This is a genomic window from Virgibacillus profundi, assembly GCF_002287375.1.
Taxonomy (GTDB): Bacteria; Bacillota; Bacilli; order Bacillales; family Amphibacillaceae; genus Virgibacillus_K; species Virgibacillus_K profundi.
This window is the reverse complement of the sequence record NZ_NPOA01000002.1, coordinates 132,130-157,819: the sequence shown is the minus strand read 5'-3', so window position 1 is coordinate 157,819 and position 25,690 is coordinate 132,130. Positions and strand designations below refer to the sequence as shown.

The window sequence follows — 25,690 nt, the reverse complement described above, 5'->3', positions numbered from 1 at the left end:
TGGTAGCTATCGCTCCGGAAATACACTACGCTTTACGCGGGGGCTGGTGAGTCTCCTCGCGCTGTCGCACTGTGGGGTCTCACCTATGCCTTTCCTCCCGCAGGAGTCTTCGTGTATTTCCTCCACTGGTATTGTGCTTGACAACTTCAAAAAATGTTTTATCGTTTGATTGAATCAAACAATTATTATCCACTTTTATGATGGTTGTTTGGAGCGGAGGACCGTTGACTCCTGCGGGAACAAAGGTTTTCGGTGGGGCGAGTAATCGCAGTCCCAGCACGTGTCTGAAGACCCCGCAGAGTGGTTTCCTCGAGGAGGCTGAAGCCGTGCCCGCGGAAAGCAACGGTCCGCAGCGGAAAACTACCAAGCACATACATCATCTTTTATATCAACTGCGGTGACTAGCAACAATCTATACGAAAAGAGCCTTTTATCAATTCATACCAATTGAAACATACTGTGATTCCACAAAAGCTTCAATCCCCTCATGGCCGCCTTCTCTGCCAATTCCGCTTTCCTTCATTCCTCCAAAAGGAACCTGTGCAGCTGATGGGGCGCCATCATTCCAGCCGACAATTCCGAAATTCAATTGTTCGATTAGTTGCGTGCCTTTTGAAACATTCTCTGTAAATACATAGGCAGCCAATCCATAAGGCGTATCATTTGCAAATGATACTGCTTCATCAATAGTTTCAATTTTTTGGATCGGTGCAACCGGGCCAAACGTTTCTTCCTGCATCATAACCATGGATGGATCCACATCTTTAATCACAGTCGGCTGAAAGAATACCCCACCGTCATCGGTAATCGCTTCGCCACCGGTTACAACAGCCGCACCTTTTGTTACGGCGTCCTCCACATGACTATTTACTTTATCCAGTCCTGCCTGATTAATCAGTGGGCCAATATCAACGGATTCATCCTCCCCGTCTCCTACCTTCAACTGCTCAACTGCTTCTGAAAACTTTTCAACAAAAGCATCATAAACACCTGATTGAACGTAAATTCGATTGGCGCAAATACATGTTTGACCCGCATTCCTGAATTTCGAAGCCATGACACCTTTTACAGCCGTTTCTAGATTGGCATCATCCAATACAATCAATGGTGCATGCCCTCCGAGTTCTAATGACAAACGCTTCACCTGGTCTGCACTTTGCTTAATTAAAAGTTTCCCAACCTCAGTTGAGCCGGTAAATGTAATTTTACGTACCTTTTTATTCTCCATAATCGCCTTGGTAATTTTAGATGAAGATCCTGTCACAAGATTAATTACACCTTTTGGAAAGCCTGCCTTTTCACATAGCTCCATTAATTTAACAGCTGTTAATGGACTATCCCCGGATGGCTTCATCATAAAGGTACAGCCTGCTGCCAGCGCCGGTCCCATCTTCCTTGTCAGCATTGCAACAGGGAAATTCCATGGCGTAATTGCCGCAACTACACCAACAGGCTTCTTCCATACTTGCAGTCGCTTGCCCTGGACATGTGCAGGAATCGTTTCACCATAAATTCGCTTTCCTTCCTCAGCAAACCATTCAATAAACGAGGCGGCATAATTGACCTCACCTCTTGATTCATTGATTGGTTTACCCATTTCAAGTGTCATGATCTGTGCCAATTCTTCCTGATTATCGAGCATCAACTGATGAAGTTTTTTTAAATAACCTGCCCGCTCATATGCAGTCAGCTCAGACCATGGACCAAAAGCTTCGTGAGCTGCAGTAATCGCTTGTTCAGCCTCAGCTTCCCCGCCATTTGGAACCGTTCCAACCGTTTTTCCATTTGCCGGATTCACAACATCCTTGGTATCAAGCTCTCCTCCGACCCATTCTCCATTAATATTCATTAAATAATTATGCATTTTTACTTCATTCATTTCCACTTCACTCCTATCTACTCAAAAACCCATCTATTAAACTTTCTAACCCTTAGCTCCAACCAGAACAGCTTCCATTGATTCTTCTAAAATATTAAGTCCTTCTTCCAGCTGCTCATCAGTAATTACGAGTGGCATCAAGAGACGAATAACATTGTCATATACACCAGCTTTTAATGCAATAACTCCCCGTTTATGTGCTTCCTGTAAAATCTGATTGCTCAACTCCTTCGCTGGTTCCTTACTTTCTCTATCTGTAACAAATTCCAGTGCGCACATTGCACCAAGTCCCCGGTAATCACCAATGACATCAAATCGATCATACATTTCCTTGAATTTTTCCATCACACGCTGACCAATCATTTCTCCGCGCTCATTAATATTTTCCCTTTCCATAATTTCTAAAACCGCAAGACCTGCACGACATCCAAGTGGACTTCCACAATACGTTCCGCCAAGCTCTCCAGGCCGTGCATTATCCATAATTTCCTTCCTGCCAATGACACCACTGATCGGCAACCCTGCAGCCATCGATTTTGAAATCGTAATCAGATCAGGCTCTACGCCATAATGCTCCATGGCAAAATATTTCCCCGTCCGGCCAAAACCTGTTTGGATTTCATCTGCAATAAACAAAATGCCATGCTGCTTACATAATTCATAAACGCCTTTAACAAATGCTTTATCCGGAACGATAAATCCACTTTCCCCTTGTACCGGCTCCATGACGAATGCTGCAACAAGGCTTGGATCAACTTCACTGATAAAAAAGTCTTCCACCTGTTTTAAAAGAAAAGCTGTATATTCTTCTTCCGTCATTGATTTAGGACGGCGGTAATTATAAGGGAACGGCGCATGATAAACTTCCGGAGCAAATGGGCCATATTCATATTTATATGGTTTCACTTTACCGGTTAAAGTCATTCCCAATAGCGTACGGCCATGAAAGCCACCTGAAAAAGAAACAATTGCTTGACGCTTCGTATACTTGCGGGCGATTTTAACTGCGTTTTCCACAGCTTCTGCGCCACTGTTTAAAAACATCACTTTCTTGTCAAAATTTCCAGGGGCAAGTGATGAAATCTTTTCAGCAAATTCAATATACGAATCATACATCATGACATTAAAACCTGTATGAATGTAGCGATCAACCTGGTCATGCAGTACATTTACAACCGTATCATGACTATGCCCTACATTGATCGTTCCAATCGCACCGGCAAAATCGATAAATTGATTGCCATCGACATCGTTGAGCAATGCTCCTTTTGCCGATTCAACGAATGTCGGGATCCCGTAGCCGACACCATCCGGAACAATTTCATGTCTCCGATCAAGTAATTCCTTTGCCTTTGGACCAGGCAGTTCTGTTCGCACATTTGCAAATTGTTTATTCATTAGTTAAACCTCCTCAGGTTCCAGTTTATTGTTTTCTTGATTCACTCCCAATAATTTTTCCTCGACGTACTCAATGTGATTTTTGACTCTTTCTTTGACGGTCTCCGTATCTGTTGAAACCAGTGCTTCCAGCAATTCCTTATGTTCATCATAAAACGACTGGTGACTGGAATAATATTTATCCAGGTGCATCAGAAATGTTCTGATTTGTACTTGCAAGGAATCGTAAATTTTTATAATTCTTGAATTGCCACACAAATTAACAACATAGCTATGAAATTTCATATCCAGATCAAACAATTCATTCCAATCCTTTTTATCTGCCCCCACCTTCATATGCTCCATAATCTTATCCAATTCCTGAAAATCCTTTTTCTTTAACCTTGGTATCGCTTTCATAAAAGCGCTGGCCTCTATCAATGTTCTCAGTTCAATAATTTCAGCAACATCCTGATCCGTAAAATCAGCTACATATGTGCCTTTTCGTGCCTGACTTACAACCAGTTCCTCAATTTCCATAATTTTAAAGGCCTCTCGAATCGTGCTGCGACTAACATCATACTTTTCCGCAAGTTCCGTTTCCAGCAACCGTTCACCAAATTGAATTTCCTTATTCCAAATTCTCGCTTTTATCTGATCCGCAATAAGCTGACTTAGAGGTTTTTGCAGGATAATCGTATCTTCATCCATTTGCAGAACATCCTTTCTAAATTATGCTTGCCACTTGATAACAGATGCATAATTACTTTATGTCGATTGTCGACATTCATCATTAAATTCATTATAATTCAGATTATTTTAGTTGTCAATGAGTATTTAAACAATTTCAAATTATCCCATTTCAGGTTGACATCTTATAAATTTGTAGCTATTTTAAAGATAGTTGTTAAGAAACGGGGGTATATATGATGAAGAAAAAAATTATTGCCTATAATCGTGTAGAGACGCCGGTGTTGGAAGACCTGCAAAAAAAATATGATGTTTATTTTTATAAAAATATTGACACAAAAACAGATCCACTCTTTCTGGAACATTTAAGTGAAGCACAAGGTATTATTGGCTTAGAATTAGAAGTTGATAAAGAGTTATTGGAGCATGCGCCTCATCTGGAAATTGTCAGCAATGTTTCGGTTGGTCACAATAATCTTGACATGGAACAATTGACAGAACGTGGTATTATGGCAACAAATACACCTGACGTGCTTACAGATACAGTCGCAGATACTGTATTCGGGCTCCTTATTTCCACGGCAAGAAGAATTCCTGAATTGGATCAATTGGTTAAAAATGGTGAATGGAAAACCGAAGCAATCGAACCGGAATATTTCGGCACTGATGTTCATCATAAAAAGTTAGGAATCATCGGGATGGGCAGAATAGGTCAAGCAATAGCCCAGCGTGCCCATTTTGGTTTTGATATGGACATTTTATATCATAGTCGAACAAGGAAACCGGATGTAGAGGAAAAATTCAGCGCAACGTATTGTACGCTTGATGAATTGCTTAGTGAATCGGATTTTATTTGCCTGATTACACCACTAACACCGGAAACAGAGGGGATGATTGGAAAAAGAGAGTTTCAATTAATGAAAAAATCGGGGATCTTCATTAATGGATCACGGGGGAAAACTATTGTGGAACAGGATTTAATTGATGCACTTAAAACGAGCGAAATTGCTGCAGCAGGTCTGGATGTTTTTGAAAAAGAACCAGTGAATGCCATTAATCCGTTATTACAAATGAAAAACGTTGTGACAACACCACATATAGGATCATCCACATACGAAACTGAATTAAAAATGTCCGAACTCGCAGCACATAATCTGGAAGCTGGTTTAAACGGAAGAAAACCACCGAATCTGATAGATGAAAGTGTTTGGAAAACATAAAAATCAGGCGGGGATACTATTCCTCACCTGATTTTTTATTTTTTCACGAAGCCAACTATCTCCTAAATCGATGTAAAAAGCTTTGCAGACGTTCATTTTCGGAATTCCCAAATACCTCATCCGGAGAGCCCTGTTCTGCAATAACCCCTCCATCTAAAAATAAAACTCGATCCGCAATATCTTGGGCAAATTCCATTTCATGTGTTACTAAAACCATTGCCATCTTTCCCTCATTCGCAATCCCGCGAATAACTGTCAATACCTCTTCAACAAGCTCTGGGTCAAGGGCAGATGTCACTTCATCAAATAACATGATTTTTGGTCTCATTACCAAGGCGCGGGCCATTGCGACACGCTGTTTTTGGCCACCGGAAAGCTGGCTTGGGTAATTTTCCAGTTTATCACCAAGCCCAACTTTTTCCAGCATTTCAATCGACCTGTTTTTTGCTGATGCTTTGCTTTCTTTCTGTACATGGATTGGTGCCGTCATGCAATTTTCCAGAATTGTCAAATGGGGAAATAGATTAAAATGCTGGAAAACCATACCGATGTCACCACGTACCTGCCTTAGATGCTTTTCATTCGCATCCATCAGCTGGTCATTTTTCTCCATTTGCCACAGATTTTTCCCATCAACTACGATAGACCCTAATGTAGGCTGCTCCAATGTCATCAGCATTCGAATAATCGTTGTTTTACCAGACCCACTCGGCCCAATTACTGCAACCTTCTCTGCAGGCATAAGATCCAGATCAATGCCCTTTAATACTTTCACTTCACCAAAGGATTTGTGGACATTTTCATATTTTACAATTGGATTGGCCATTACGTAACAGCTCCTTTGCTATTTACAATCGCCTTTTTATCAAAGCGCCGGTTCATTTTCTTTTCCAATTTACTGATTAAAATTGCTGAAGGATAGCTTAATATTAGGAATAAAATCGCCACAATGGTTAACGGTTCAAGGTACGCCCAGTACTGTGCACCATAGCTATTAGCCATATGCAGAATTCCCACAACACCGATTGTTGATGCTAATGGTACCTCTTTAAACATAATAATCAGGTAGTTACCAAGCATCGGGATCGTTGGTGGTATAGCCTGTGGCAAAATAATCTTTATCCATTTTTGCCTCGTGGAAAAATTCAGAGCAGTGGAAGCCTCCCATTGACCTTTTTCAACAGCTTCGATACCGGAACGATATACTTCCCCAATATATGTGCTGAAATGTATCCCAAGTCCGAGTACTGCACTTGTAAAGGGGTCCAATGCCATACCAATTACCGGTACCATTGGCCATGCATAAAAAATGAAAAACAGCTGAACAAGTGGTGGTGTCGAACGAATAAATTCCATCACCCATGTAACGATCCAATTGATCGGTTTATTTGGTATGCGCCTCAGTATGGTCCAGACAAAACCAAAGATTAGTGCAAATAAGTAACAGGCAATCGTTAAGCCTATGGTAATACCAATACCTTCGAGCACGATAGGGAGAGCCTCAAAGAACGTATCCCAACTCCAATTTCCATTCATTGGCTAGCCACCCCTTTCTTCGAATAACTTTCCATTCTACGAGTTAGCCAGATTAGTGGAAGTGCAAGAATAAAGTAGAATACGAGAACTAATAGGTATACAGTCGGAGCCTGAGATAGATTCGAGCTTCTTAGGATATCCCCATAATATAAAATATCTGTCATACCAATTAACGATACTAATGAAGTTGCCTTAAGCATTTGTATGAGATAATTTCCAAACTCTGGGAGCATCATCCGTACAGCCTGAGGAAAAATAACGAGTCTCATTCGCTGAAAACTGGACATGTTAAGTGCAGTTGCAGCTTCAGTTTGCCCTTTGGCTACAGAAAGAATCGAGCCACGCACAATCTCGGACATGTAAGCACCATAGTTTAAGGAGATTGCTAGAACACCAGCCCAGAAGTCACTGCCCAAATCAAAACCAAAAAGAATTGGCAATGCATAATATAACCAGAATAACTGCACAATTAATGAAGTCCCGCGGAATACTTCTACATATAAGCCGGTAAATTTGCGAAGGATAACATTATTCGACAGACGGCAAAACCCTGCGATGAATGCCATCAAATAACCACAAATAATTGAAGCAATAAGTACAGTTACCGTAATTTTTATACCCTGCATAAGCACAGGAAATATATCACTGATTGCACTAATTGTAATCACTCCTTGTAATCAATATAATTTTAAAGGCTACCTTCTAAAAGTTTGGGCCTGCGCACTGCTCGCCCCACCGAAAAGAATATTGTTCTACACAAAAGATATAGAATGCGAAGTAACTTTTAATGATAATATGTGCTAAATCTACCGCTACGGAAACACACTTCGCTGGAATTCCTGTTACTGTCGATAAATTGCATTAGTAATCAATATTCAAAACATCACCCCACCTCACTAGTTCGGGTGAGTGAAGGGCGGTGACTCCTGCGGGAACAGCACGTGTCCGAAGACCCCGCAGAGTGGTTTTCTCGAGGAGGCTAAGGCCGTGCCCGCGGAAAGCATCCGCCCGGAGCGATCCCGAACGGCGATTATTGCAAATACTTATAGTAAACAGTGGTTATGTCGTACTTTCTATCAACTACGAAGATTAAAAACCAATGAAACTTAAGAAAAGAGCCAATTAAAAAAGATCCTACTCCCTGGGCATGGGAGTAAGACCCTTTGGAGTAATCAAACTCTATAACTATACAAAATTACTATATATTAAAATTCGCCGTTACAAACTTTCTCTGTTGTAACTTCAGCTTCCACCATGTTCATTTCTTCACTAAATCCATTTTTCTCCAATAACTCAGCTACTGTTCCATCTTCTTTTAGTTCAGCTAATTTTTCATTGTAAGCTTCACGCAGTTCATCATTATCCAAATGGAAAGCTGCTGCACCATAGCTTGGCACACCTTCTACGTCGGGTTGTTCAAAGCTTTCAACAAATTCTAACTGGTCTGTATCTGCAGATTCAAGTGCCATTTTAATTGTCATTTCTGTTCCAGTTGTTGCATCAGCTCTGCCTGATTCTACTGCTGAGAATGTTGCCGGAATGTCCGGTGCACTTTGAATTTGGTCAGGATTTACACCTTCTGTTTTAAGGAATTCATTTTCTGTTGCTCCAGCCATAACGGAAACCGTAACATCTGGATTGTCAGCAATATCTGTATAGCTTTCCAGTCCAAGTGGATTTCCTTTTTGTACGATAAGCCCTTCCCCGTATTTCATTTCAGGCTCACCAAATGCTGCGTTTTCACAGCGGTCCGGGTTAATTGCCATACCTGCAGTTATAACATCAAATTTCCCTGCTTTTAGTCCAGGTATAAGTTGACCGAAATCAGCAAGCTGAGATTCCATGCCATCAATTCCCAGTTCGGCAAAAACTGCTTTTGCGATATCAACCGCGGCTCCTTTTAGCTCACCGTCTTCCTGATATGCGTACGGTTTTTCATTGGCAAAACCTACCGTTACCGTACCCGCTTCCTGTAATTCTGCTAATACACTATCAGAAGTCTCCCCACTTTCTCCACTTTCACTACTATCCTCCCCTTCACCGCTTGCGGTATCATCATCTGAACTACCACATGCTGCAAGGACTATGAATACAGAGCAAAACAATAAAAACAGCAATAATTTTTTCATATACCTTTAACCCCCTTCTATTTTTTTAAAAGATTTCCAAATGCCAAACAGGTTTAGTTGCAATAGCTTGTTTCTATTTTGAAAAACTTTTTATCCCCTTCGATACAAGTTTTAGAAAACTTGGCTTATCGCCAAGCCTTAATGGCGAAAGCCTTAGTTCAACGAAAAATACTTTTCGTCTGCGATGCAAGTGCTTTGAAGTTTACTTATGCACTTATACTAATTTCCTAAAAAAGTTATACTTTTCTATCAGTGCTAAGAAATCGCCTGTACTCGAAATATATGTATAGAAGAAGGGAAATAATAACCCTTCTTCTAATCTAGGCAGCAAAATATATCCATATTTCTTTCTTGGCTCCGATTACTCGCCCCACCGTAAAGATTTGCATAAAAGTGCGTAAGTAACACTTTGGAGCAGCAGCAACACAGACGAAAAGTGTTTTTCTCCTGAACTAAGCGAACACTCAGGAGGCTTGCACTTCAGAGTATAAGAGTTTCTAAGAATACAAAAGCACTTTCAAGAACCTCTTAAAAAATGCCAAAGCTTATGCCAGCCGAATGTTAGGTTTGACCATAAGCTCCCGCGGAAAGTCTGCAAATATTTCACTACCGGTTTCTGTTACCCGAAAGGACTCGCTAATTTCCACACCCATATTTTCCATCCAAATACCTGGGATTAAATGAAACGTCATATTAGGCTCCAGTACTGTGCGATCTCCCGGTCTGAGACTCGCAGTATGCTCCCCCCAGTCTGGCGGATAGTTGAGACCCATGGAGTACCCCATTCGCGACTCTTTTTTAATACCATTTTTTTCAATGACACGACGCCAGACCATCTCAAGTTCTTCACAGGTAACACCTGGCTTAACAGCATCTAGAGTTGTATTGATTCCTTCAATCACAACATCGGAAACATATTGCATCTGTTCTGACGGCATACCGATCACCGCAGTTCGGGCAAGTGGTGAATGGTACCGCTTGAAACAGCCGGCCAACTCGATAATGACAGGATCACCTTGATTAAATCTGTCATCACTCCAGGTTAAATGGGCTGCAGATGTCTTATCACCTGTTGGAAGTAATGGAACAATTGCCGGGTAATCCCCGCCAAATTCTTCTGTACCACTTATCTGTGCATGAGCAATTCCTGCAACAACATCACATTGTCTGACCCCCTCTTCCAATGTGTCAAAAGCCACCTGCATCGCATTTTCAGCAATTTTCGAAGCTTGTTTTATATAGGAAATTTCCTGATCCGATTTAATGATACGTACCCAGTTAACCATATTGGTACCATCCACAAACGTAGCATCTGGCAGGCGACGAACCAATCTCATATAGCACATTGCTGTAAAATAATAGGCATCAAGCTCTACAGCTATTGTTTGTTTATCTCGTTTTTTCTCTTTTAACAAATCACCTACAAAATCCATTGGATGTCTAACCGTTGATTGAACATAATGATCTGCATATGGAATAATATGATCCGCATCGAGCCACGTTGTATGCATAGCTGCACTCGCATCCTGACCACGGCCAATCCAAATCGGCTGGTCCTCATCAATCATAACGGCAAGCACTTGATGCACATAAAAAGACCACGCATCATATCCGGTTAAATAATTCATGTTTGCTGGATCTGTAACCAGCAAAACATCGATACCAGCATCAGCCATCCTCTGCTTTGTTTTTGTTAGTCTCTCATGAAATTCTGAAATAGGAAATGTTAACACTAATATCTCTCCTCTCACATTAAGAATTTTATATGACAGCGCTTACTTTTTGCTTTGTAATAATAAATCTTATATCAACGTTATATAACTTTACAAATATGCATGAATTTGTGGTGAGACTTTATGAGTGTGTGGACTACTGTGAAGCGATTAATACTTTTTGTTGGTGGTTAATTGGTACTATTCCCATTATCCTAAGCGCTGTTTATTTATTATATGCATAAACTGCTACAGACTGAATATCAATAATTTCTGTCGATTGTCGACATTATCTTAATTACATTATAATTCAAAGCTTTTTCAATTGTCAATCATTATTTTAATTATTTGAAATTATATATTTTCTCATGCAACTTTCCAAGCATATTTAATGAAATAAGATCAAATAAAATTCTTCGGTACATGCCAGCATCTACTTTAAATCACTCTTGCATTTGCGGTATTTTCTGTTAATAGATCTGTTTTTTCTATCTTCTTGCCATGTGCGGACACTTTATTGGGGAAACTTGGTTGGGATTAGGCGGCTACAATAATTCTATTTGTTCAGGAATGTAATTATTATTTATATAAAATAAAAAGCTGCTGGTCTCCTTAAGCATTAAATCATGCTTTGCAAAACCAACAGCTTCTATCAGATTATAGTGAATAGGGCATCAGGAAAGGAAAGGTCCACTTCAATAATGCTCTTCCCTTATCCCTTACTCGCCAACAAACCCAATCACACCACCACAAACTGTGTAATTAATTTGCAGCTCATCATCCACAACCAAAATATCTGCATCTTTTCCTTGTGCAATACTTCCTTTTTCAGCGAAAACACCCAGTTGTTTTGCTGGATTGATTGAAGCCATTTCGATAATATTTTCCAATGACACCCCATCTAATTCGAGCATCTGTTTTGCACCATCATGCATTTTCAGGATACTCCCAGCCAATGAACCATTTTCCAGTAATGCTCGGGTCTCGGAAACCTTTACAGGCTGCCCACCAAGTTCATAATCCCCGGCTGACAATCCTTTAGCACGCATCGCATCCGTTATTAAAATAATTCGTTCGCTCCCCATAGCATTATAAATTATTTGGAGCATTTCCGGAGCAACATGAATTCCATCAGCAATCAGTTCTCCCCGCAATTCCTTCAATTGAAAACCAGCTCCCACAACACCAACATCCCGATGATGAATCCCTGCCATTGCATTGCAAAGATGCGTTAATTGGCGAACACCATAAGAAACCGCTACCTTCATTCCGGCAAAATTCGTACCCGTATGTCCTGCAGACACGTTCACACCTGCTTCATTTAAAGCATGAATAAATGAACCATCTGCATCATGCTCCGGCGCCATGGTGATCGTTTTTATTTTCCCACCTGACAAAAGCTGCCATTTATTAAATTGCTCTAAATTTGGTTCCATAATATATTCAAGTGGTTGAGCGCCAGCTTTACTTTTTTCAATAAATGGGCCCTCCAGATGAATGCCAATCATTTTAGCCTGACCTGGCTTGTTTTTATAATTCGCTGCATTCACTAATGCATTTTCAATATTTTCAGGTGACTGGGTAATCGTTGTTGCCAGAAAACTCGTTGTCCCTTCACTTGGCAGGAATCTGGCCATCGTATCCAACGTTTCTTCTGTCGCATCCATTACATCCGCACCACCTGCTCCATGGATATGTCCATCGATAAAACCAGGGATGACGTTAGAATTTGTTCCATCAATCACCTGCACATTATCCGGTAAATTCACCGGTTCCCCATTAGAAACAGACTTTATTTTTCCGTTTTCAAGCAATATGTACCCATTTTCAATAACAGTATCTTCAGTATAAATTTTTGCGTTTTTAATGATAATTGGTGTTATTTCTCCCATGTAAACCCAACCTTTCTAATTCAGCTTTTCCTCATAGTAAATCTCTCTTTCCATTATACACCCATTAAGAAATATTTTAAGGGTTTTAGAAAACTGGCTATCGCCAAGCCTTTTCGGCGATACCTTAGTTGCACTTATGCAAGTAGGTAAGTTTTATACTTTCCTACTTGTCAAGTGAATTAACCTGATATCTTAAATCTCCTTACCTATCATGATAAGATCTTAGTGTAAACTGCTTTCAATAATTGAACTATATCATTTTAATAAATTTAAGAAAACAAAATACCCATCTATTCCTATGCGAAATTTTCGCACAGAATAGATGGGTATATAAATGAAAATATTTCATTTACTATATCAAAATAATGCTACTCCAATACAATCTCTTCACTTACATCCTGAAGAAAACGCTTTGTTCTATCTTCTTTTGGATTATTAAATATTTCATAGGAACTTCCCTCTTCGATAATTAATCCATCATCCATAAATATAACTCTATCAGCAGCATCTTTTGCAAATGCCATTTCATGTGTTACTACAATCATGGTCATGCCTTCTTTGGCTAGTTCTTTCATAACCTGAAGCACTTCCCGAACAAGTTCAGGGTCAAGCGCAGATGTTGGTTCATCATATAGCATCACCATTGGTTCCATGGATAGTGCTCGAGCTATTGCAACCCTTTGTTGTTGACCACCTGACAATTGAGCGGGATAATGATCCATTCTATCAGCTAGACCTACTTTTTTAAGTAGCGTTATTGCTTTTTGTTTTGCCTTTTCACGGGCTATCTTTTTAATTATCATTGGCCCTTCCATAACATTTTCAAGTGCCGTCTTATGTGGGAATAAGTTGAATTGCTGAAAGACAAACCCGGTATTTTGCCGTAATTTACGAATATCATTTTTCCTTTGCTTATTCATTTGGGAACCCGCTGTCACTTCTTGTTCTCCAAGTTTTATAATTCCACCATCAGGCTCTTCCAAAAAGGTAACACAACGTAATAAAGTTGATTTACCGGAGCCACTTGGCCCCATAATTACAACAACTTCACTCTTGTTTACTGTCAAATTAATATCCTTTAAAACTATATTTTCATTAAAGCTTTTCTTTATATTTTGAAGTTTAATTACCTCCACTACTATTACCCCCTCCCCTTAAGCTAAATGTCTTGATGTTCTCTTTTCAAAACGATCTAATATTACAGTGAAAAATGTTATTACAATCCAATAAAGAACTGCTGCTACCAAATAAATAGTTAAAGGCTCAAATGTTTTAGCAATAATTAACGTAGACATTTGCAATAACTCTGTTACGGTTATAACCGAGACTAATGAGGTATCTTTTATTAAAATTATATATGTGTTTGATAAAGTTGGTATAGCTATTCTGATACTTTGTGGAAGTATAATTCTTCTCATAGCCTCACCATATGTCATGCCCATGGAAACCGCTGCTTCCATCTGCCCTTTTTCGACTGCAAGGATAGATGCACGAAATGACTCTGATAAGTACGCTCCTGCGTTTAAACTTAAAGCCAATATCCCTGATGGAATTGGATCCAATGAAATATTTATTTGGGGCAAACCAAAATAAATCACAAAAATTTGCACCAATAGTGGGGTTCCACGAAACATTGATACATAAATTGTTCCTATGATTTTTAAAAGTTTCATTTTTGAAATCCTGGCCAGGGCTGTGAAAAATCCCAGTATTAATGCAATTACTATAGATACAAGGGCCAGTCCGATTGTTACTAATGTAGCCTTTAACAATAGTGGCAAGGCTTCAATAATTATTGTAAAGTCCATCGTTTGTTTCCCCCCTCACTTGTATCTTTATATTAGAAAACTAGGCGTTCGTTAAAGGGATTCTTGAAAGCGTATTTTGCTTTCTTAGAAGCCCTTATACTCTGGAGTGCAAGCCTTAATGGTGAAGGCACAAAGCCTGCACTTATACTGATTTCCTAAAAAAATTATACTTTTCTATCAGTGTAAAAATCTATTCTACTTTTTCATAATGATTAATTTTAATACCTTTTTGACTTAATTCATTTATAAATAAATCAAATCGATCACCAACAATCAATTTTTCAATAGGTACAACCCCTCTTTCTTTTACCTTTCCATTCAGGATCCATTTCGCCATTAACATCGCCGGAACAGCTGTCGTTTTCGCCATTGAAGTGATACTTCGCTTATGATCATAGAAGTCTACCATTTCCCAGGTGTAAGTAATATTCTTCCCATCTTTTTTTCCTTTTATTGTAACTCGAATTACTGTTATATCTTCATTTGATTTACCACGTAACTTTGGTTCCAATATTTTTTCAGTGAATTTTCTGGGACTTAATGATTTTCCGTCTATATTTATTTTCTCTTCATCAAAAAAGCCCAACTCTGCAAGAACGGACATTTTATCCCAATGCCCTGCATAACGTAATGTTTTTTCATATAATTTTTTCACTTTACCCTTGAGTGTATAAGCTGTGCTATGTGCATCTGTAATAACGGCTTCACACTCTCCAACAGGATCAGGGAATGTCATTTTCTCCAGTCCGGATAATGGTGGAAGCGTAACTAGACTTCCATTTTCTGCTGCTACAGCCGGGCGTGTATAAAGCCCCATTAAGCTCTCCAGACGAAACACCACCTGATACGATAGAGGGGGGGCAGGATATCTTGGGATACCCCCACAAACCATTATTGCCTCATCTGCCACGTCAAGCATTTCAATTCCTTGTGCTGCTAAGAAGTTGGTGATCCCTGGTGCAACACCACACCCTGGAACTATAACAATTCCTGACTCTTTGGATTTATTATCCAATTTTAACTTTTCTTCAAATTGTGACCCAACTAAATCTACTAAATTACATTTTGCTGCGATTGCGGCTTTTGTTGCAGGTAAACTTAAGGCATGTGGTAAACATGCAATTGCTACATCTGCCCCTTTGATCACTTCATATATATCTTTTTCACTCTGTATATTTGTAACTTCACCTACAACTTTTAAATTATCAGCAACTTTAAGACATCTATTAATACTCTGTCTCATTCCATCAACAACTGTTACTTTTCCTACATTGCTGTCTTCTGCCATTTCTCTTACAACTGTCGTACCAATCATTCCTGCCCCTAATACAACTACATGCATAACTTTTTGTTCCTCCTCCAGTAGTTATTTAATCAATGGGTCTGAATCAAACCACTTTTTATAGATTTCTTCATATGTGCCATCTTCCTTCATATCAGCCAACTCCTGGTTTAATCTTTCCACTAGCTCATCACTGCCTTTTTTCACAGCCATACCAATTTCATCTTTATTTAAAATATCACTCACTATTTTAACCGGAAGTTCTTCTTCCTGAATGTTGTAACTCATTAACAACTGATCATTGATAATGACATCCAATCGTTCATTTAATAAATCCTGAATATAATCGTTTACGCTTTTGTATAATTTCACATCAGCACCATCAACACTATTTGCTACTTCTTCAAATGTTGTTCCCCCACCTACTCCAACTTTCTTACCCTTTATGTCTTCTAATACAGAAATGCCTTCTGTATCCTCACGAGTAATTAATACGGAACCGGTAACTACGTATGGATCGGTAAAATCAACATTTTTCTTTCTTTCCTCGGTTACAGTCATTTGAGCAATGATAACATCAAATTTATCAGCATCAAGACCACCAATCAGGCTATCCCACTTTGTAGCAAAAAATTCTGTTTCAACTCCTAATCTATCAGCTAATTCATTTGCAATATCGACATCAAATCCATCATAATTCTCACCCTCTAAAAAGTTAAAAGGAGGATAGGTACCTTCAAACCCTACTCGCAGCACCCCGGATTCCTCGATATCACTTAGTAAATTTCCTTCCTCACTCCCACTAGCTTCTTCACTATCACCACAGGCTGTAATCACTATTATTGAAATCAATGCTAAGAAAACCAGTAAAAATTTCCTCACTTTTTAACCTCCTATTATTTTGCAAGCGTTTACAATTACCTTGTTTCATTCCTCCCTTAAATTTTAATAAATAAGTCTATAAATGTAGAACTATATTGTAGTACAATTATATGTAGTTTACCCTTAAATATTAATAATTGTCAATATATTATCAATAATTTAAAAAGTTGAATTTAGTATTATACATATGGGAGGTTTATTAAAGTGAAAGAAAATCAATCAATTAAACAATTTGTCTACAATAAGATTAAAGAAGCAATATTAACGAGAAAGCTACCCCCAGGTAAACAATTAGTGGAACATACTATTTCCAGGAATCTCAATGTAAGTCGTACTCCTATAAGAAATGCCATTGACATGCTGGATTCCGATGGATTAATTGAAATCATTCCAAATCGAGGAGCATTTGTAATTAATCCGAGTATTGATGAAATTTTACAAGCTTATCATTTAAGAAAGGAATTAGAAATTATGGCTGTTGGAATGTCGATCAATAACTTACAAAAAGAGGATTTTATACAGATGGAAGGTTTTATAAAAGAGGAGAATGAAGCTTTACATAAAAAAGATGTTATAAAGTACCTTGAGGCAAACCAAAACTTCCACATGGCTATTACCAAAAAATGTGGAAATAGATTTTTAATTGAATTTGTTGATAAACTCATCAGCCGAACATCCGTTTATTTAATTCTCTTTGATGTATTTTTTGAAGTAAACGCACCACAAGCCTATGGATATAAAGAACATCTCGAGATCATCCAATTATTAAAACAAAAAAAGAACAAAGATGTAGAGAATTATTTATCCAAACATTTTAATAATGCCATTAAGAGTTTGGATGTTCAAACAGAATATAAAGATTTAGACAGTATTTTTTAGTATAATAGAAAACCTGTATCCAAATCCACGGATACAGGTTTTCTTTACTTTAGTTACCTACGATTGTTATTGTCATTATCGTTTCTGTTATTATTTCTGTTGTTATTGCGGTTGTTGTTATTTTCATTGTTATTATCATTGTTATCAAAATCTATATCGTTAAATTCATTTTCATTGGCGAACTCAACATTATTTACATCCTGATTTTGATTATTATCATTCTTGTTCCTACGGTTGTTGCGGTTATTGTTGTTATTGTTATCATTCATGACTGACCCTCCTTTTTTAATGGTAAAAGTATCACAAGGCTATTTTGTCCCGATTATCATAAATAATTCATAAATGTTTTAGTTAATCCTAAAACTTTTTTCGAATAAACTAAATTATGCTGTTCATAATAAAATTACGAATACAAAAGTTCTGTGGGAGTGAAAATGTGTATAAAAAGATATTAAAGAGCATAGAACACCGCGAATACCCGCTTCCTAAAGGACCTTGGATCATGATGCAGAAATGGGATCATTTATTATTTATGCATTGGCCTGTCTCACCTGAAATAATGGAGGCCCGTCTTCCTCCTGGGCTAAAGTTGGATACATATGATGGGGATGCCTGGATTACCATCATTCCATTTAAGGTAAGTGCAATGCGACTTCGAAAAATGCCGCAGCTTCCGTACCTTGGTTCTTTTTTGGAATTAAATGTACGAACTTACGTTAAACACAATGGAATTTCAGGTATTTACTTTTTTAGCCTGGATGCCAGTAAATTGCATGTAGTTATAGGTGCGAGGATGGCTACATTGCCATATTTTTATGCGAGAATGGAAATGAAAAAGGAAGACAGCAGCTTTTACTTTTCATCTACTCGAAAAGGGAACGAATCAGTAGCTTTTAAAGGCAGCTATCAGCCAATCGGGGCTCCCTTCTATCCGGAAAAAGACAGTCTTAATCATTGGTTAATGGAACGTTATTTTCTTTATACATATCGAAGTGGTTCTTTATTTAGGGGTGATATTCATCATAGAAGGTGGGAAATTCAAGAAGCAAAAGCAAAATTGGAAACACAGGCAATGACCCCATTTTTACCCGAAAATGTTCTCGATACAAAACCTATTTTGCATTATGCAAGATCAAAAAGAGCATTGTTTTGGATGATAAAGAAAGTAAAAGATGATGATAAAAGACTTCCTCCTGAAAACCTCTAATCCCCTTTCCTGTTTTTAACTAACTACGGAGAGGGATTTTTATTATAGGTTTCGAATTTAACTATTTAATTTGGATCCTACCCTAATCATCTGCTGATAGCTGGAATTAATCTATCATTTTAACGAGCCTGAGCCTATTACTCTATAATAAGGTTCAGCCATTGATTACTAAGCATGCCCCGCGAACATCCACACACTTCCACAACATTATCAATCACACCTTTTGCTTTAGCGCATTAAAGAATGGTATTATATTACATAATATTAGACCCAGAGGATGAATGTAAATGTCATTGGAAAAAGTTAAATCACATTTCAAGCAGTGGAACCGCGATAAAGATGTTATGGAATTTGATTCATCGAGTGCTACGGTTCAACAGGCGGCAGATACAATTGGAGTTGTTCCTGCCCGTATCGCAAAAACTTTATCATTCAGAGGAGCATCAGATAAAGCTATCCTGGTTGTTACTGCAGGTGACACTAAAATTGACAACAAAAAATTCCGTCATCAGTTTAACTTCAAAGCACGTATGCTCTCACCTGACGAAGTACTGGAACAAACAGGACATGCTATCGGTGGCGTCTGTCCATTTGGATTGGCAAATGACCTGGATGTCTATCTTGATATTTCCATGAAGCGCTTTGAAAGTCTGTTCCCGGCATGTGGAAGCACCAACTCAGCAATTGAACTGACCTGTGATGAGTTGTTTGAGTATTCATACGCAAAAAAATGGGTGGATGTTTGTAAAGGCTGGGAAGCAGAAGAGGTAAAGGAAATTGTAGGTGCAAGTGATAAAAGGGTTTAGGTAATCGATACCTAATAAAAACCAATCGTCTATAAGCATAACGGGTTTACTTGTGAGGTGCAAAACGATAATTCACACTGTAATTCATATTAAAAAGGCTTAGATGGTTTTTTCTCTAAGCCTGCTTTTTATTATTTCTTCTTTTATTAAATGGTGGTAGTTGAATAAGAAAAGAGGCGTCTTTTTCACAATCGCGCCCTATTCAGGAATAAATTGTTTTCAAAGTTTATCCCTGAAAAATTTTTGCGCTCGTTTGTTTATTAATTAATATTAAGTATTTTAATCAGTTCCTCGACCTTTTCATCTTTCCCTGGATCAATGGATTCTTGTTTTGTATTATCAATGATTCACAATAATTGATAGGAATTGCCGAAACGACAACTCCTTCTTTCGTTAAAGTACCAATTTGTTTAAGTTCATTAATTCACAAACTTTTGAGGTTTTATAGTTTCAAAGCATCAATAATCAATGAAGGAAAAACTAGTTTTTTATTAACTTTATTTTTTATAGACTGCTTGTTTTCTCACAAAGTAACCTTGATGTTAATCGGTATTTCAATAATATTCCAATTGATTTACCAAAAATTAAAAATAATTTATTTAATGGTCGCCTTGTTTAACTCCTACACCAGTTAATGCAATAAGAATTTAAACTGGAAAATGAATAACATTTTTTATAAGGGTACTTTAAGAAAATAGGAGGTGGATAAAATAAAATATCCTTTAATATAGTTTGTCCTTTGTTTCCTGATATTCTAATACGTGATTTGTCCTTTTTATTAACATAAAATTAAGGTTATTACTTTCAGTTAGCATTTCATATCGCTCATCGATACTTATTAAAGCCTAACCATGTAAATTCGCACTTTCCTGACACAACCCTATACTAACATTATTGTTTATCGTTTTAATAGTTTCAATAGTTTAAATTTCATCCTGTTTTTACTGCTTTATTTTAAAATTTTCTCGATCTGTTGTAATTCTTCTTCGCTAAAATTTGTGTTTTTTAATGCCTCTACATTCTCTTCTATTTGCCCCACTTTACTTGCTCCAATTAATACAGAAACAACAGACTTTTTCCGCAAGACCCATACAAGCGCCATTTGTGCAAGCGACTGACCACGCTCATTAGCTATTTTATTGAGCTTCTGAACCTTTCCGATAACTTCAGGTGATATATCTTTCTCATTTAATGATTGAATGTATTGCTTCGCCACCCTAGAGTCACTTGGAATCCCGTCAAGATATTTATTGGTTAATAACCCTTGTGCAAGCGGTACATATGCGATACATCCCGCCTCCTCTTTTTCCAATAAGTCGGTTAAATCCTCTTCTATCCATCTATTAAGCATGGAATAGGCTGCCTGGTGAATAATAAATGGCGTTCCCTGTTGCTTCAAAATATCAATTGCCTTTTTCGTATCCTTTTCTCTATAATTAGAAAGCCCAACATAAAGCGCTTTTCCTTGACGGACAAGATGATCAAGTGCTCCCATCGTTTCTTCCAAAGGTGTTTCCGGATCTGGGCGATGATGATAAAAAATATCCACATAATCCAAATTCATTCGTTTAAGACTTTGATCAAGACTTGACACCAAATGTTTTTTTGAACCCCAATTACCATATGGCCCATCCCACATATCAAATCCTGCTTTGGTGGAAATAATCATTTCATCACGATAGAAAGCAAAATCCTTTTTCAAAATCCTGCCAAGGTTTTCCTCTGCCGACCCTGGAGGTGGCCCATAATTATTAGCAAGATCGAAATGCGTAATTCCCAAATCAAAAGCCCTTCGAACCATCTTACGCTGATTTTCAAACACATCTTCCGCGCCAAAGTTATTCCATAAACCAAGTGAAATGGCAGGTAGTTTAATACCTGAATTCCCACATCGGTTATAAGTAATTGAATTATATCTTTTCTCATTTGGTATGTATCCCATGAAAGTAAGCCTCCTATTTTTGTTGTTACCTTATTTATTTCTACAAAAACTTGCAAAATTCCTTTTTTGAGGAGCAGATAGTTTTAAATGTTCGTATACCCTTGATTATCTCATTCAGAAAAACCACGTGAGCCTCTGCCAAATTAGCGCTGATATTGGGGTATTAACAGCATTTTGACATTTCGCACGCTAAGGATACAAGCCTTGATATACAAGGTCTTTCAGTCCATTGTGCGTCTATTTCAACATATATATCCAGAAAAAAAGACGACCGTTTAAATGATCGCCTTGTTAACTTTTGCATCCGATAGTTGAATTAAAATAATCTACCTATTAAATTATAAGGATTTACCTCCCAGGTTTCATAAGGGATGAAATTATTAGCTTTCATACAATCAATTGTGCGAGACTTCATATGCGGGCGAGTTATATAATTATCTATATTATCCTCGGTAAGTTTAATGAATTTAGCCTCTTTAATTTCTTCTGGTTGAACTTTTATGTCTCCGCTAACATAGTTCGCCTTAAACACCACGGATAATAGATGTTTTGTGGCATTGTAATACAATCCTGTTATACCAATAGGTGAGATAACTATTCCAGTTTCCTCTAATATTTCTCTACATACAGCTTTATCAAGAGGTTCTCCTTCTTCCACCTGTCCTCCTGGAGCTTCCCAAGTATCTGACCGCCAGTGTGTCTTGACTATTAGAGTTTCTCCATTCTCGTTCGTAACATTAGCAGAAACTGCAATTATATGTTTTGGTGTCGTATCCATTTTACACTCTCCAGTATTTTGTTAATAATATTACTTTGATAAACCATTAAACCCCTGCCTCTTTTTATTTATTCTTCCACAAACCTGTCAGTTTAATGGCTTGTTTGCACACTTGAAGTAAACCTGTTACTATAAGCGGCGATTGGTTTTTAATTGTACGGCTCCCTTAAATCAACTATAATTATAATTAATCAATTATAAGGTGGATATAGAAAATGAGAAAAGAAAAACAGCATGAAATTGAACTGGAAAATTTTAACCCCGATCAAGCAATCAAAGAAAATAAAAAGCAATTTTCCGAGAAAAAATATATGGCAAAACTATTAAAATATGCAAAGAAGATTGGCATTCAAGTTTCCTATTACAGCTTGCTATTATTTTATGCTTTTAAAAGTCCGGAAACTCCAAAAACAGCTAAACTGACGATTGCCGGTGCGCTTGGCTATTTGATTCTGCCAATTGATCTAATACCAGACGCCCTTCCTGCAGTAGGTTTTGCAGATGATGCCGCGGTGATCTTCCGTGCATTGTACAGTGTGACTTCAAGTATAGATGACACCATGAAATACCAGGCACATACCCGAATGAAAAAACTTTTCGGTAAAAATTATGATATGGATGAGATAGACAATAAATTCAAGGTCTGATTATATGAACTGGGAAAAACTAGCGAATGCCAAAAAGAAAAACCAATCGCCCTCTAACGGTTGGGTTTTCTCTTTGTCATAAATTATGACTGCTTTACTTTTTCAGAAAATGTACTCTCGCTTTTTCAGCTATATCCTCAGGTGACTTGTACGAAAGAGGTTCCAGGTGTAGTGCTTGAAAGAAATTTATATCACTTGTGTCAAGCCCACCCAGTGTAAGCCTTGGAATCAACCGTGCATGTACTGGTGAACCTTCATTTGAAACGGTAAAAACCATGTTAAAACTGGCAAATCCCTGTTCAGTCAATGTTGAAAATATAGCTTGCAGCCCTTCAGCAAAATCTGTCCAATCCTGTTCACCTATGTCATCAATAGACACGGCTTTCGGGAAAACAGCCAGAAAATCATTATGGCTTTTTGGTGCAAATGCATGTACCCAGGCTACATTTCCTTTTTCGCCAATCCAGCGTTCCTCATTCTCTTTCTCCATTTCCAGGAGGTATGTTAAATAGTCCTGCCCGTGATTTTCTTTAAACGCTCTTGCTTTTCGTTCAAAATGGCTTTGATAATTCGTTGCAGACTCAGATACGACCACATGCAGATGTGGATGAAGAATACTTCCACCTGAGTAAGGCAGGTAATTCCAGTTGATTGATGCATACACATCATCCTTTTCCTCTGTCGCTACAACGCGCTCAATATATGTTTGCGCTGCGATGAATGCATCTTTTATCATCGTCGTTGTAAATTCCTGTAAGCGAACATAGTGATCCTTGGAAAAAACAACTACTCCGTTATGCTTGCTGTATGGAAATAGATTCGGAAAAACAATCGATTCCCCTTGTGATATACGCCCCTCGGAAGCTATTTCATTCGGAAAAACCGGTGTTAATTTATGAACATTTTCTGGACAAAATGGACAATTCGCTCCGCCTGATTTCTCTGCAGCTTCGGTGTAATCCGGAGCTGTTAATGTCATTGCCGTATCAAAAACAAGGCGTGAGGATTCACCTGTAAGTGGATCAAAACGCACTTCGGTATTTCGTTCTATTTTATTTCCTTCTCCATCATAAAAAGTAAAAGTCTCTACATGTTTTTGAAATAACGATTCCATCACCTTTCCCCCTTGTACTATACTATCTCCAGTATGAACAAAGTTTTTAGAAATATCAATTACTTTAATGCTATCTTCTAATTTTCTCCATTAAATCCTTTGTCTCTTCAGCCTCTTTCAAAGTTTTTTTAGAATCAATAGAAACAATCTCAAAAGCTTTACCTTGTTTTTCAATTGTAAACCATGTATTTTCCTTACTCCCGGATGGCAGTTTATGCCGGGGTAGAATCAACTCTTTATTCAATTCTTCTATAAGAATAACAGCCTGATGCTGTTCAAAGCGATCCAGCATACCTTTATATTGAGTGGACTCTGCACCCAGGGGGAAAAGCAATACGATCACCTGTAAGTAGACAATTATATTTTTTAGCATATGCAGCCCTCCAGCATTTTCCCCATTATGCCAGCGCCCATTAAATAACGCACATCAGTAAAATCCTAAAACACAGAGTGGAAACCTACGAAAATTTGAATTTTGCCCCAGGGAAAATCTTAATTTTCAGCCTCCAAACCCATTGGAAAATACAATATTACATGTTTTTAAAAATAATTTTCCATCCGGTATTACACACAAACCCATCTATCTTTACCAATCTAATTCTGATACTCTATTAATGATGTAAAATTAGTTTTGGGGGAAATTACGTGTATAAGAAATTACTACTAACGATGATGCTTGCTATCGCTCTTGTTGCTTGTGGGCAGGAATCCGGTCAGGACACAACAACACAAAGGACTGATGAAGACCCAGAATCAGCTGCGGTGGACAAAAATGAAGCAACAGAGAAAGAGACGACAGAAGAAAAAGCACCCACAAAGGAAAACGCCGATACATTAAAAAATGACGCCTTATCCGAACTACAGGTGCACTATATTGATGCAGGTCAAGCAGATGCAACACTTTTCAGGTACAAGGACCAGGATAATTCCTATACGATTTTGTATGATACCGGGGACTGGAGGCGAAATAAAGTCGTCAATTACATGGCGGATCAGGACATTTCCTATATTGATTTGATTATTGTATCCCATCCAGATGCTGATCATATTGGACAGTTGGCAGAAATAGTCAATACATATGAAACAGGTGAGGTCTGGTTATCCGGAAATGAAAGCTCTTCGCAAACATTCCAGCATGCAATGGAAGCAATCCTTTCAAGTGGGGCTGACTTTCATGAACCAAGAACCGGCGAAGAATTTGAAATTGGTCCAATGGATATCGATGTACTTTACCCAAGTAGTATTTCCGGTAAATCAAATGAAGAATCTGTTTCACTGAAATTTACTTATGGAAATACGAAATTCTTGTTTACCGGGGATGCTGGAAAAAGTGACGAATTACAAATGCTGAGCAGTGGCATTGATATACAGGCAGATATTTTGCAGCTTGGTCACCATGGTTCAAATACGTCGAGCGATCCTACGTTCATTAAAGCAGTAAATCCAGCTGTCGCCATTTACAGTGCAGGTGCTAATAATAGCTATGGTCATCCTCACTCGGAAGTGATCTCTCTTATTCAAAATTCCGGGATAGACTTATACGGGACAGATGTTCATGGTACGATTATTGTAAAGACAGATGGTGAAGACTATGATATTTTGACAAATAAAGATGGCACTATCAGTCCAAAAAGTACTGGCTCAACTAATAGCTCCAGGGAAAAAGACGAAGCTAAAAGTGAGACAACCGAAACAGAAAATAAAGCTGCAAATGGTAGTTGCGTAAATATTAACGAAGCTTCTTTTGAGGAAGTACAGGAAATTATCCACATCGGACCGGAAAGAGCACAGGACCTGATTGACCTGAGACCCTATGATTCAGTTGATGATCTGGATAAAATAAAAGGAATAGGTCCTGCGAGAATTGCCGATATAAACAGCCAAGGTCTGGCATGTACAGGAGGTTAAAA

24 protein-coding genes are annotated in these 25,690 nt (G+C 38.1%); 6 read left to right on the top strand and 18 right to left on the bottom strand.

Annotation, left to right across the window (positions count from 1 at the left end):
* Nucleotides 1-433: 433 nt before the first annotated feature.
* Genes CIL05_RS03800 through CIL05_RS03790 form a run of 3 tightly spaced genes read right to left on the bottom strand, consistent with a single transcriptional unit; the run spans nt 434 to nt 3,967 of the window.
* Nucleotides 434-1,879, bottom strand: coding sequence for an NAD-dependent succinate-semialdehyde dehydrogenase (locus tag CIL05_RS03800; RefSeq protein WP_276245328.1), 1,446 nt, complete (start codon nt 1,877-1,879; stop codon nt 434-436).
* 45 nt (nt 1,880-1,924) lie between these two features.
* Entirely contained in the window at nt 1,925-3,277 is a 1,353-nt protein-coding gene (gene gabT, locus CIL05_RS03795; RefSeq protein WP_095654183.1) for a 4-aminobutyrate--2-oxoglutarate transaminase, read from the bottom strand.
* A 3-nt stretch (nt 3,278-3,280) separates the two neighbouring features.
* A complete protein-coding gene (locus CIL05_RS03790) occupies nt 3,281-3,967 on the bottom strand; it encodes a GntR family transcriptional regulator (protein WP_095654182.1) in 687 nt (228 codons plus the stop codon).
* 218 nt (nt 3,968-4,185) lie between these two features.
* Between CIL05_RS03790 and CIL05_RS03785 the strand changes: the two genes are divergently transcribed.
* On the top strand, nt 4,186-5,166 hold the full coding sequence (locus CIL05_RS03785; protein WP_095654181.1) for a 2-hydroxyacid dehydrogenase: 981 nt from the start codon (nt 4,186-4,188) through the stop codon (nt 5,164-5,166).
* A gap of 55 nt (nt 5,167-5,221) precedes the next feature.
* Here the strand turns inward: CIL05_RS03785 and ehuA are convergent, their stop codons facing one another.
* From ehuA to CIL05_RS03735, 10 genes are all read right to left on the bottom strand, one after another.
* Complete coding sequence (ehuA, locus tag CIL05_RS03780) at nt 5,222-5,992, bottom strand: ectoine/hydroxyectoine ABC transporter ATP-binding protein EhuA (RefSeq protein ID WP_095654180.1); 771 nt, start codon at nt 5,990-5,992, stop codon at nt 5,222-5,224.
* A complete protein-coding gene (gene ehuD / locus CIL05_RS03775; RefSeq protein WP_095654179.1) occupies nt 5,992-6,702 on the bottom strand; it encodes an ectoine/hydroxyectoine ABC transporter permease subunit EhuD in 711 nt (236 codons plus the stop codon). Before ehuD ends, ehuA begins: the two co-directional genes overlap by 1 nt.
* A complete protein-coding gene (gene ehuC / locus CIL05_RS03770) occupies nt 6,699-7,361 on the bottom strand; it encodes an ectoine/hydroxyectoine ABC transporter permease subunit EhuC (protein WP_095654386.1) in 663 nt (220 codons plus the stop codon). Before ehuC ends, ehuD begins: the two co-directional genes overlap by 4 nt.
* 546 nt (nt 7,362-7,907) lie before the next feature.
* Nucleotides 7,908-8,831 carry an ectoine/hydroxyectoine ABC transporter substrate-binding protein EhuB gene (ehuB, locus tag CIL05_RS03765; protein WP_095654178.1) on the bottom strand — a complete coding sequence of 308 codons (924 nt, stop codon included), beginning with the start codon at nt 8,829-8,831 and terminating at the stop codon, nt 7,908-7,910.
* Nucleotides 8,832-9,376: 545 nt separating this feature from the next.
* Nucleotides 9,377-10,564: a M24 family metallopeptidase gene (locus CIL05_RS03760; protein WP_095654177.1), complete on the bottom strand. Its 1,188-nt coding sequence runs from the start codon at nt 10,562-10,564 to the stop codon at nt 9,377-9,379.
* A gap of 698 nt (nt 10,565-11,262) precedes the next feature.
* A complete protein-coding gene (nagA, locus tag CIL05_RS03755) occupies nt 11,263-12,435 on the bottom strand; it encodes an N-acetylglucosamine-6-phosphate deacetylase (RefSeq protein WP_095654176.1) in 1,173 nt (390 codons plus the stop codon).
* A gap of 368 nt (nt 12,436-12,803) precedes the next feature.
* Entirely contained in the window at nt 12,804-13,571 is a 768-nt protein-coding gene (locus tag CIL05_RS03750; RefSeq protein ID WP_095654175.1) for an amino acid ABC transporter ATP-binding protein, read from the bottom strand.
* An 18-nt stretch (nt 13,572-13,589) separates the two neighbouring features.
* A complete protein-coding gene (locus CIL05_RS03745) occupies nt 13,590-14,243 on the bottom strand; it encodes an amino acid ABC transporter permease (RefSeq protein ID WP_095654174.1) in 654 nt (217 codons plus the stop codon).
* Nucleotides 14,244-14,433: 190 nt separating this feature from the next.
* The gene (locus CIL05_RS03740; protein ID WP_095654173.1) at nt 14,434-15,585 is read right to left on the bottom strand and encodes a saccharopine dehydrogenase family protein; all 1,152 of its coding nucleotides are present in this window, start codon (nt 15,583-15,585) and stop codon (nt 14,434-14,436) included.
* A 24-nt stretch (nt 15,586-15,609) separates the two neighbouring features.
* Nucleotides 15,610-16,407 (bottom strand): ABC transporter substrate-binding protein, encoded by a 798-nt coding sequence (locus CIL05_RS03735; protein WP_095654172.1) that lies wholly within the window; start codon nt 16,405-16,407, stop codon nt 15,610-15,612.
* A gap of 204 nt (nt 16,408-16,611) precedes the next feature.
* On the opposite strand from CIL05_RS03735, the gene CIL05_RS03730 reads away from it, so the two are divergent.
* Entirely contained in the window at nt 16,612-17,286 is a 675-nt protein-coding gene (locus CIL05_RS03730; protein ID WP_095654171.1) for a GntR family transcriptional regulator, read from the top strand.
* 53 nt (nt 17,287-17,339) lie between these two features.
* Here the strand turns inward: CIL05_RS03730 and CIL05_RS03725 are convergent, their stop codons facing one another.
* A complete protein-coding gene (locus tag CIL05_RS03725) occupies nt 17,340-17,555 on the bottom strand; it encodes a hypothetical protein (RefSeq protein ID WP_095654170.1) in 216 nt (71 codons plus the stop codon).
* 167 nt (nt 17,556-17,722) lie between these two features.
* On the opposite strand from CIL05_RS03725, the gene CIL05_RS03720 reads away from it, so the two are divergent.
* Nucleotides 17,723-18,493 (top strand): YqjF family protein, encoded by a 771-nt coding sequence (locus tag CIL05_RS03720; protein WP_165769032.1) that lies wholly within the window; start codon nt 17,723-17,725, stop codon nt 18,491-18,493.
* Nucleotides 18,494-18,780: 287 nt separating this feature from the next.
* Complete coding sequence (locus CIL05_RS03715) at nt 18,781-19,299, top strand: YbaK/EbsC family protein (RefSeq protein WP_095654168.1); 519 nt, start codon at nt 18,781-18,783, stop codon at nt 19,297-19,299.
* A 949-nt stretch (nt 19,300-20,248) separates the two neighbouring features.
* On the opposite strand, the gene mgrA is transcribed toward CIL05_RS03715, so the two are convergent.
* Both mgrA and CIL05_RS03705 read right to left on the bottom strand, forming a co-directional pair.
* Entirely contained in the window at nt 20,249-21,241 is a 993-nt protein-coding gene (gene mgrA, locus CIL05_RS03710; protein WP_095654167.1) for an L-glyceraldehyde 3-phosphate reductase, read from the bottom strand.
* A gap of 316 nt (nt 21,242-21,557) precedes the next feature.
* Nucleotides 21,558-22,019, bottom strand: a complete 462-nt coding sequence (locus CIL05_RS03705) for an NUDIX domain-containing protein (RefSeq protein ID WP_095654166.1) — start codon at nt 22,017-22,019, stop codon at nt 21,558-21,560.
* Nucleotides 22,020-22,234: 215 nt separating this feature from the next.
* Here CIL05_RS03705 and CIL05_RS03700 point away from each other — a divergent pair, with 215 nt between their 5' ends.
* The gene (locus CIL05_RS03700; protein ID WP_095654165.1) at nt 22,235-22,666 is read left to right on the top strand and encodes a YkvA family protein; all 432 of its coding nucleotides are present in this window, start codon (nt 22,235-22,237) and stop codon (nt 22,664-22,666) included.
* A 94-nt stretch (nt 22,667-22,760) separates the two neighbouring features.
* Here CIL05_RS03700 and CIL05_RS03695 read toward each other — a convergent pair whose 3' ends face one another.
* Complete coding sequence (locus tag CIL05_RS03695; RefSeq protein ID WP_095654164.1) at nt 22,761-23,780, bottom strand: hypothetical protein; 1,020 nt, start codon at nt 23,778-23,780, stop codon at nt 22,761-22,763.
* A 70-nt stretch (nt 23,781-23,850) separates the two neighbouring features.
* Nucleotides 23,851-24,153, bottom strand: coding sequence for a DUF3006 domain-containing protein (locus CIL05_RS03690; RefSeq protein ID WP_095654163.1), 303 nt, complete (start codon nt 24,151-24,153; stop codon nt 23,851-23,853).
* Between the two features lie 272 nt (nt 24,154-24,425).
* Here CIL05_RS03690 and CIL05_RS03685 point away from each other — a divergent pair, with 272 nt between their 5' ends.
* Nucleotides 24,426-25,688, top strand: coding sequence for an MBL fold metallo-hydrolase (locus tag CIL05_RS03685; RefSeq protein ID WP_095654162.1), 1,263 nt, complete (start codon nt 24,426-24,428; stop codon nt 25,686-25,688).
* The last annotated feature ends 2 nt before the right edge of the window (nt 25,689-25,690 follow it).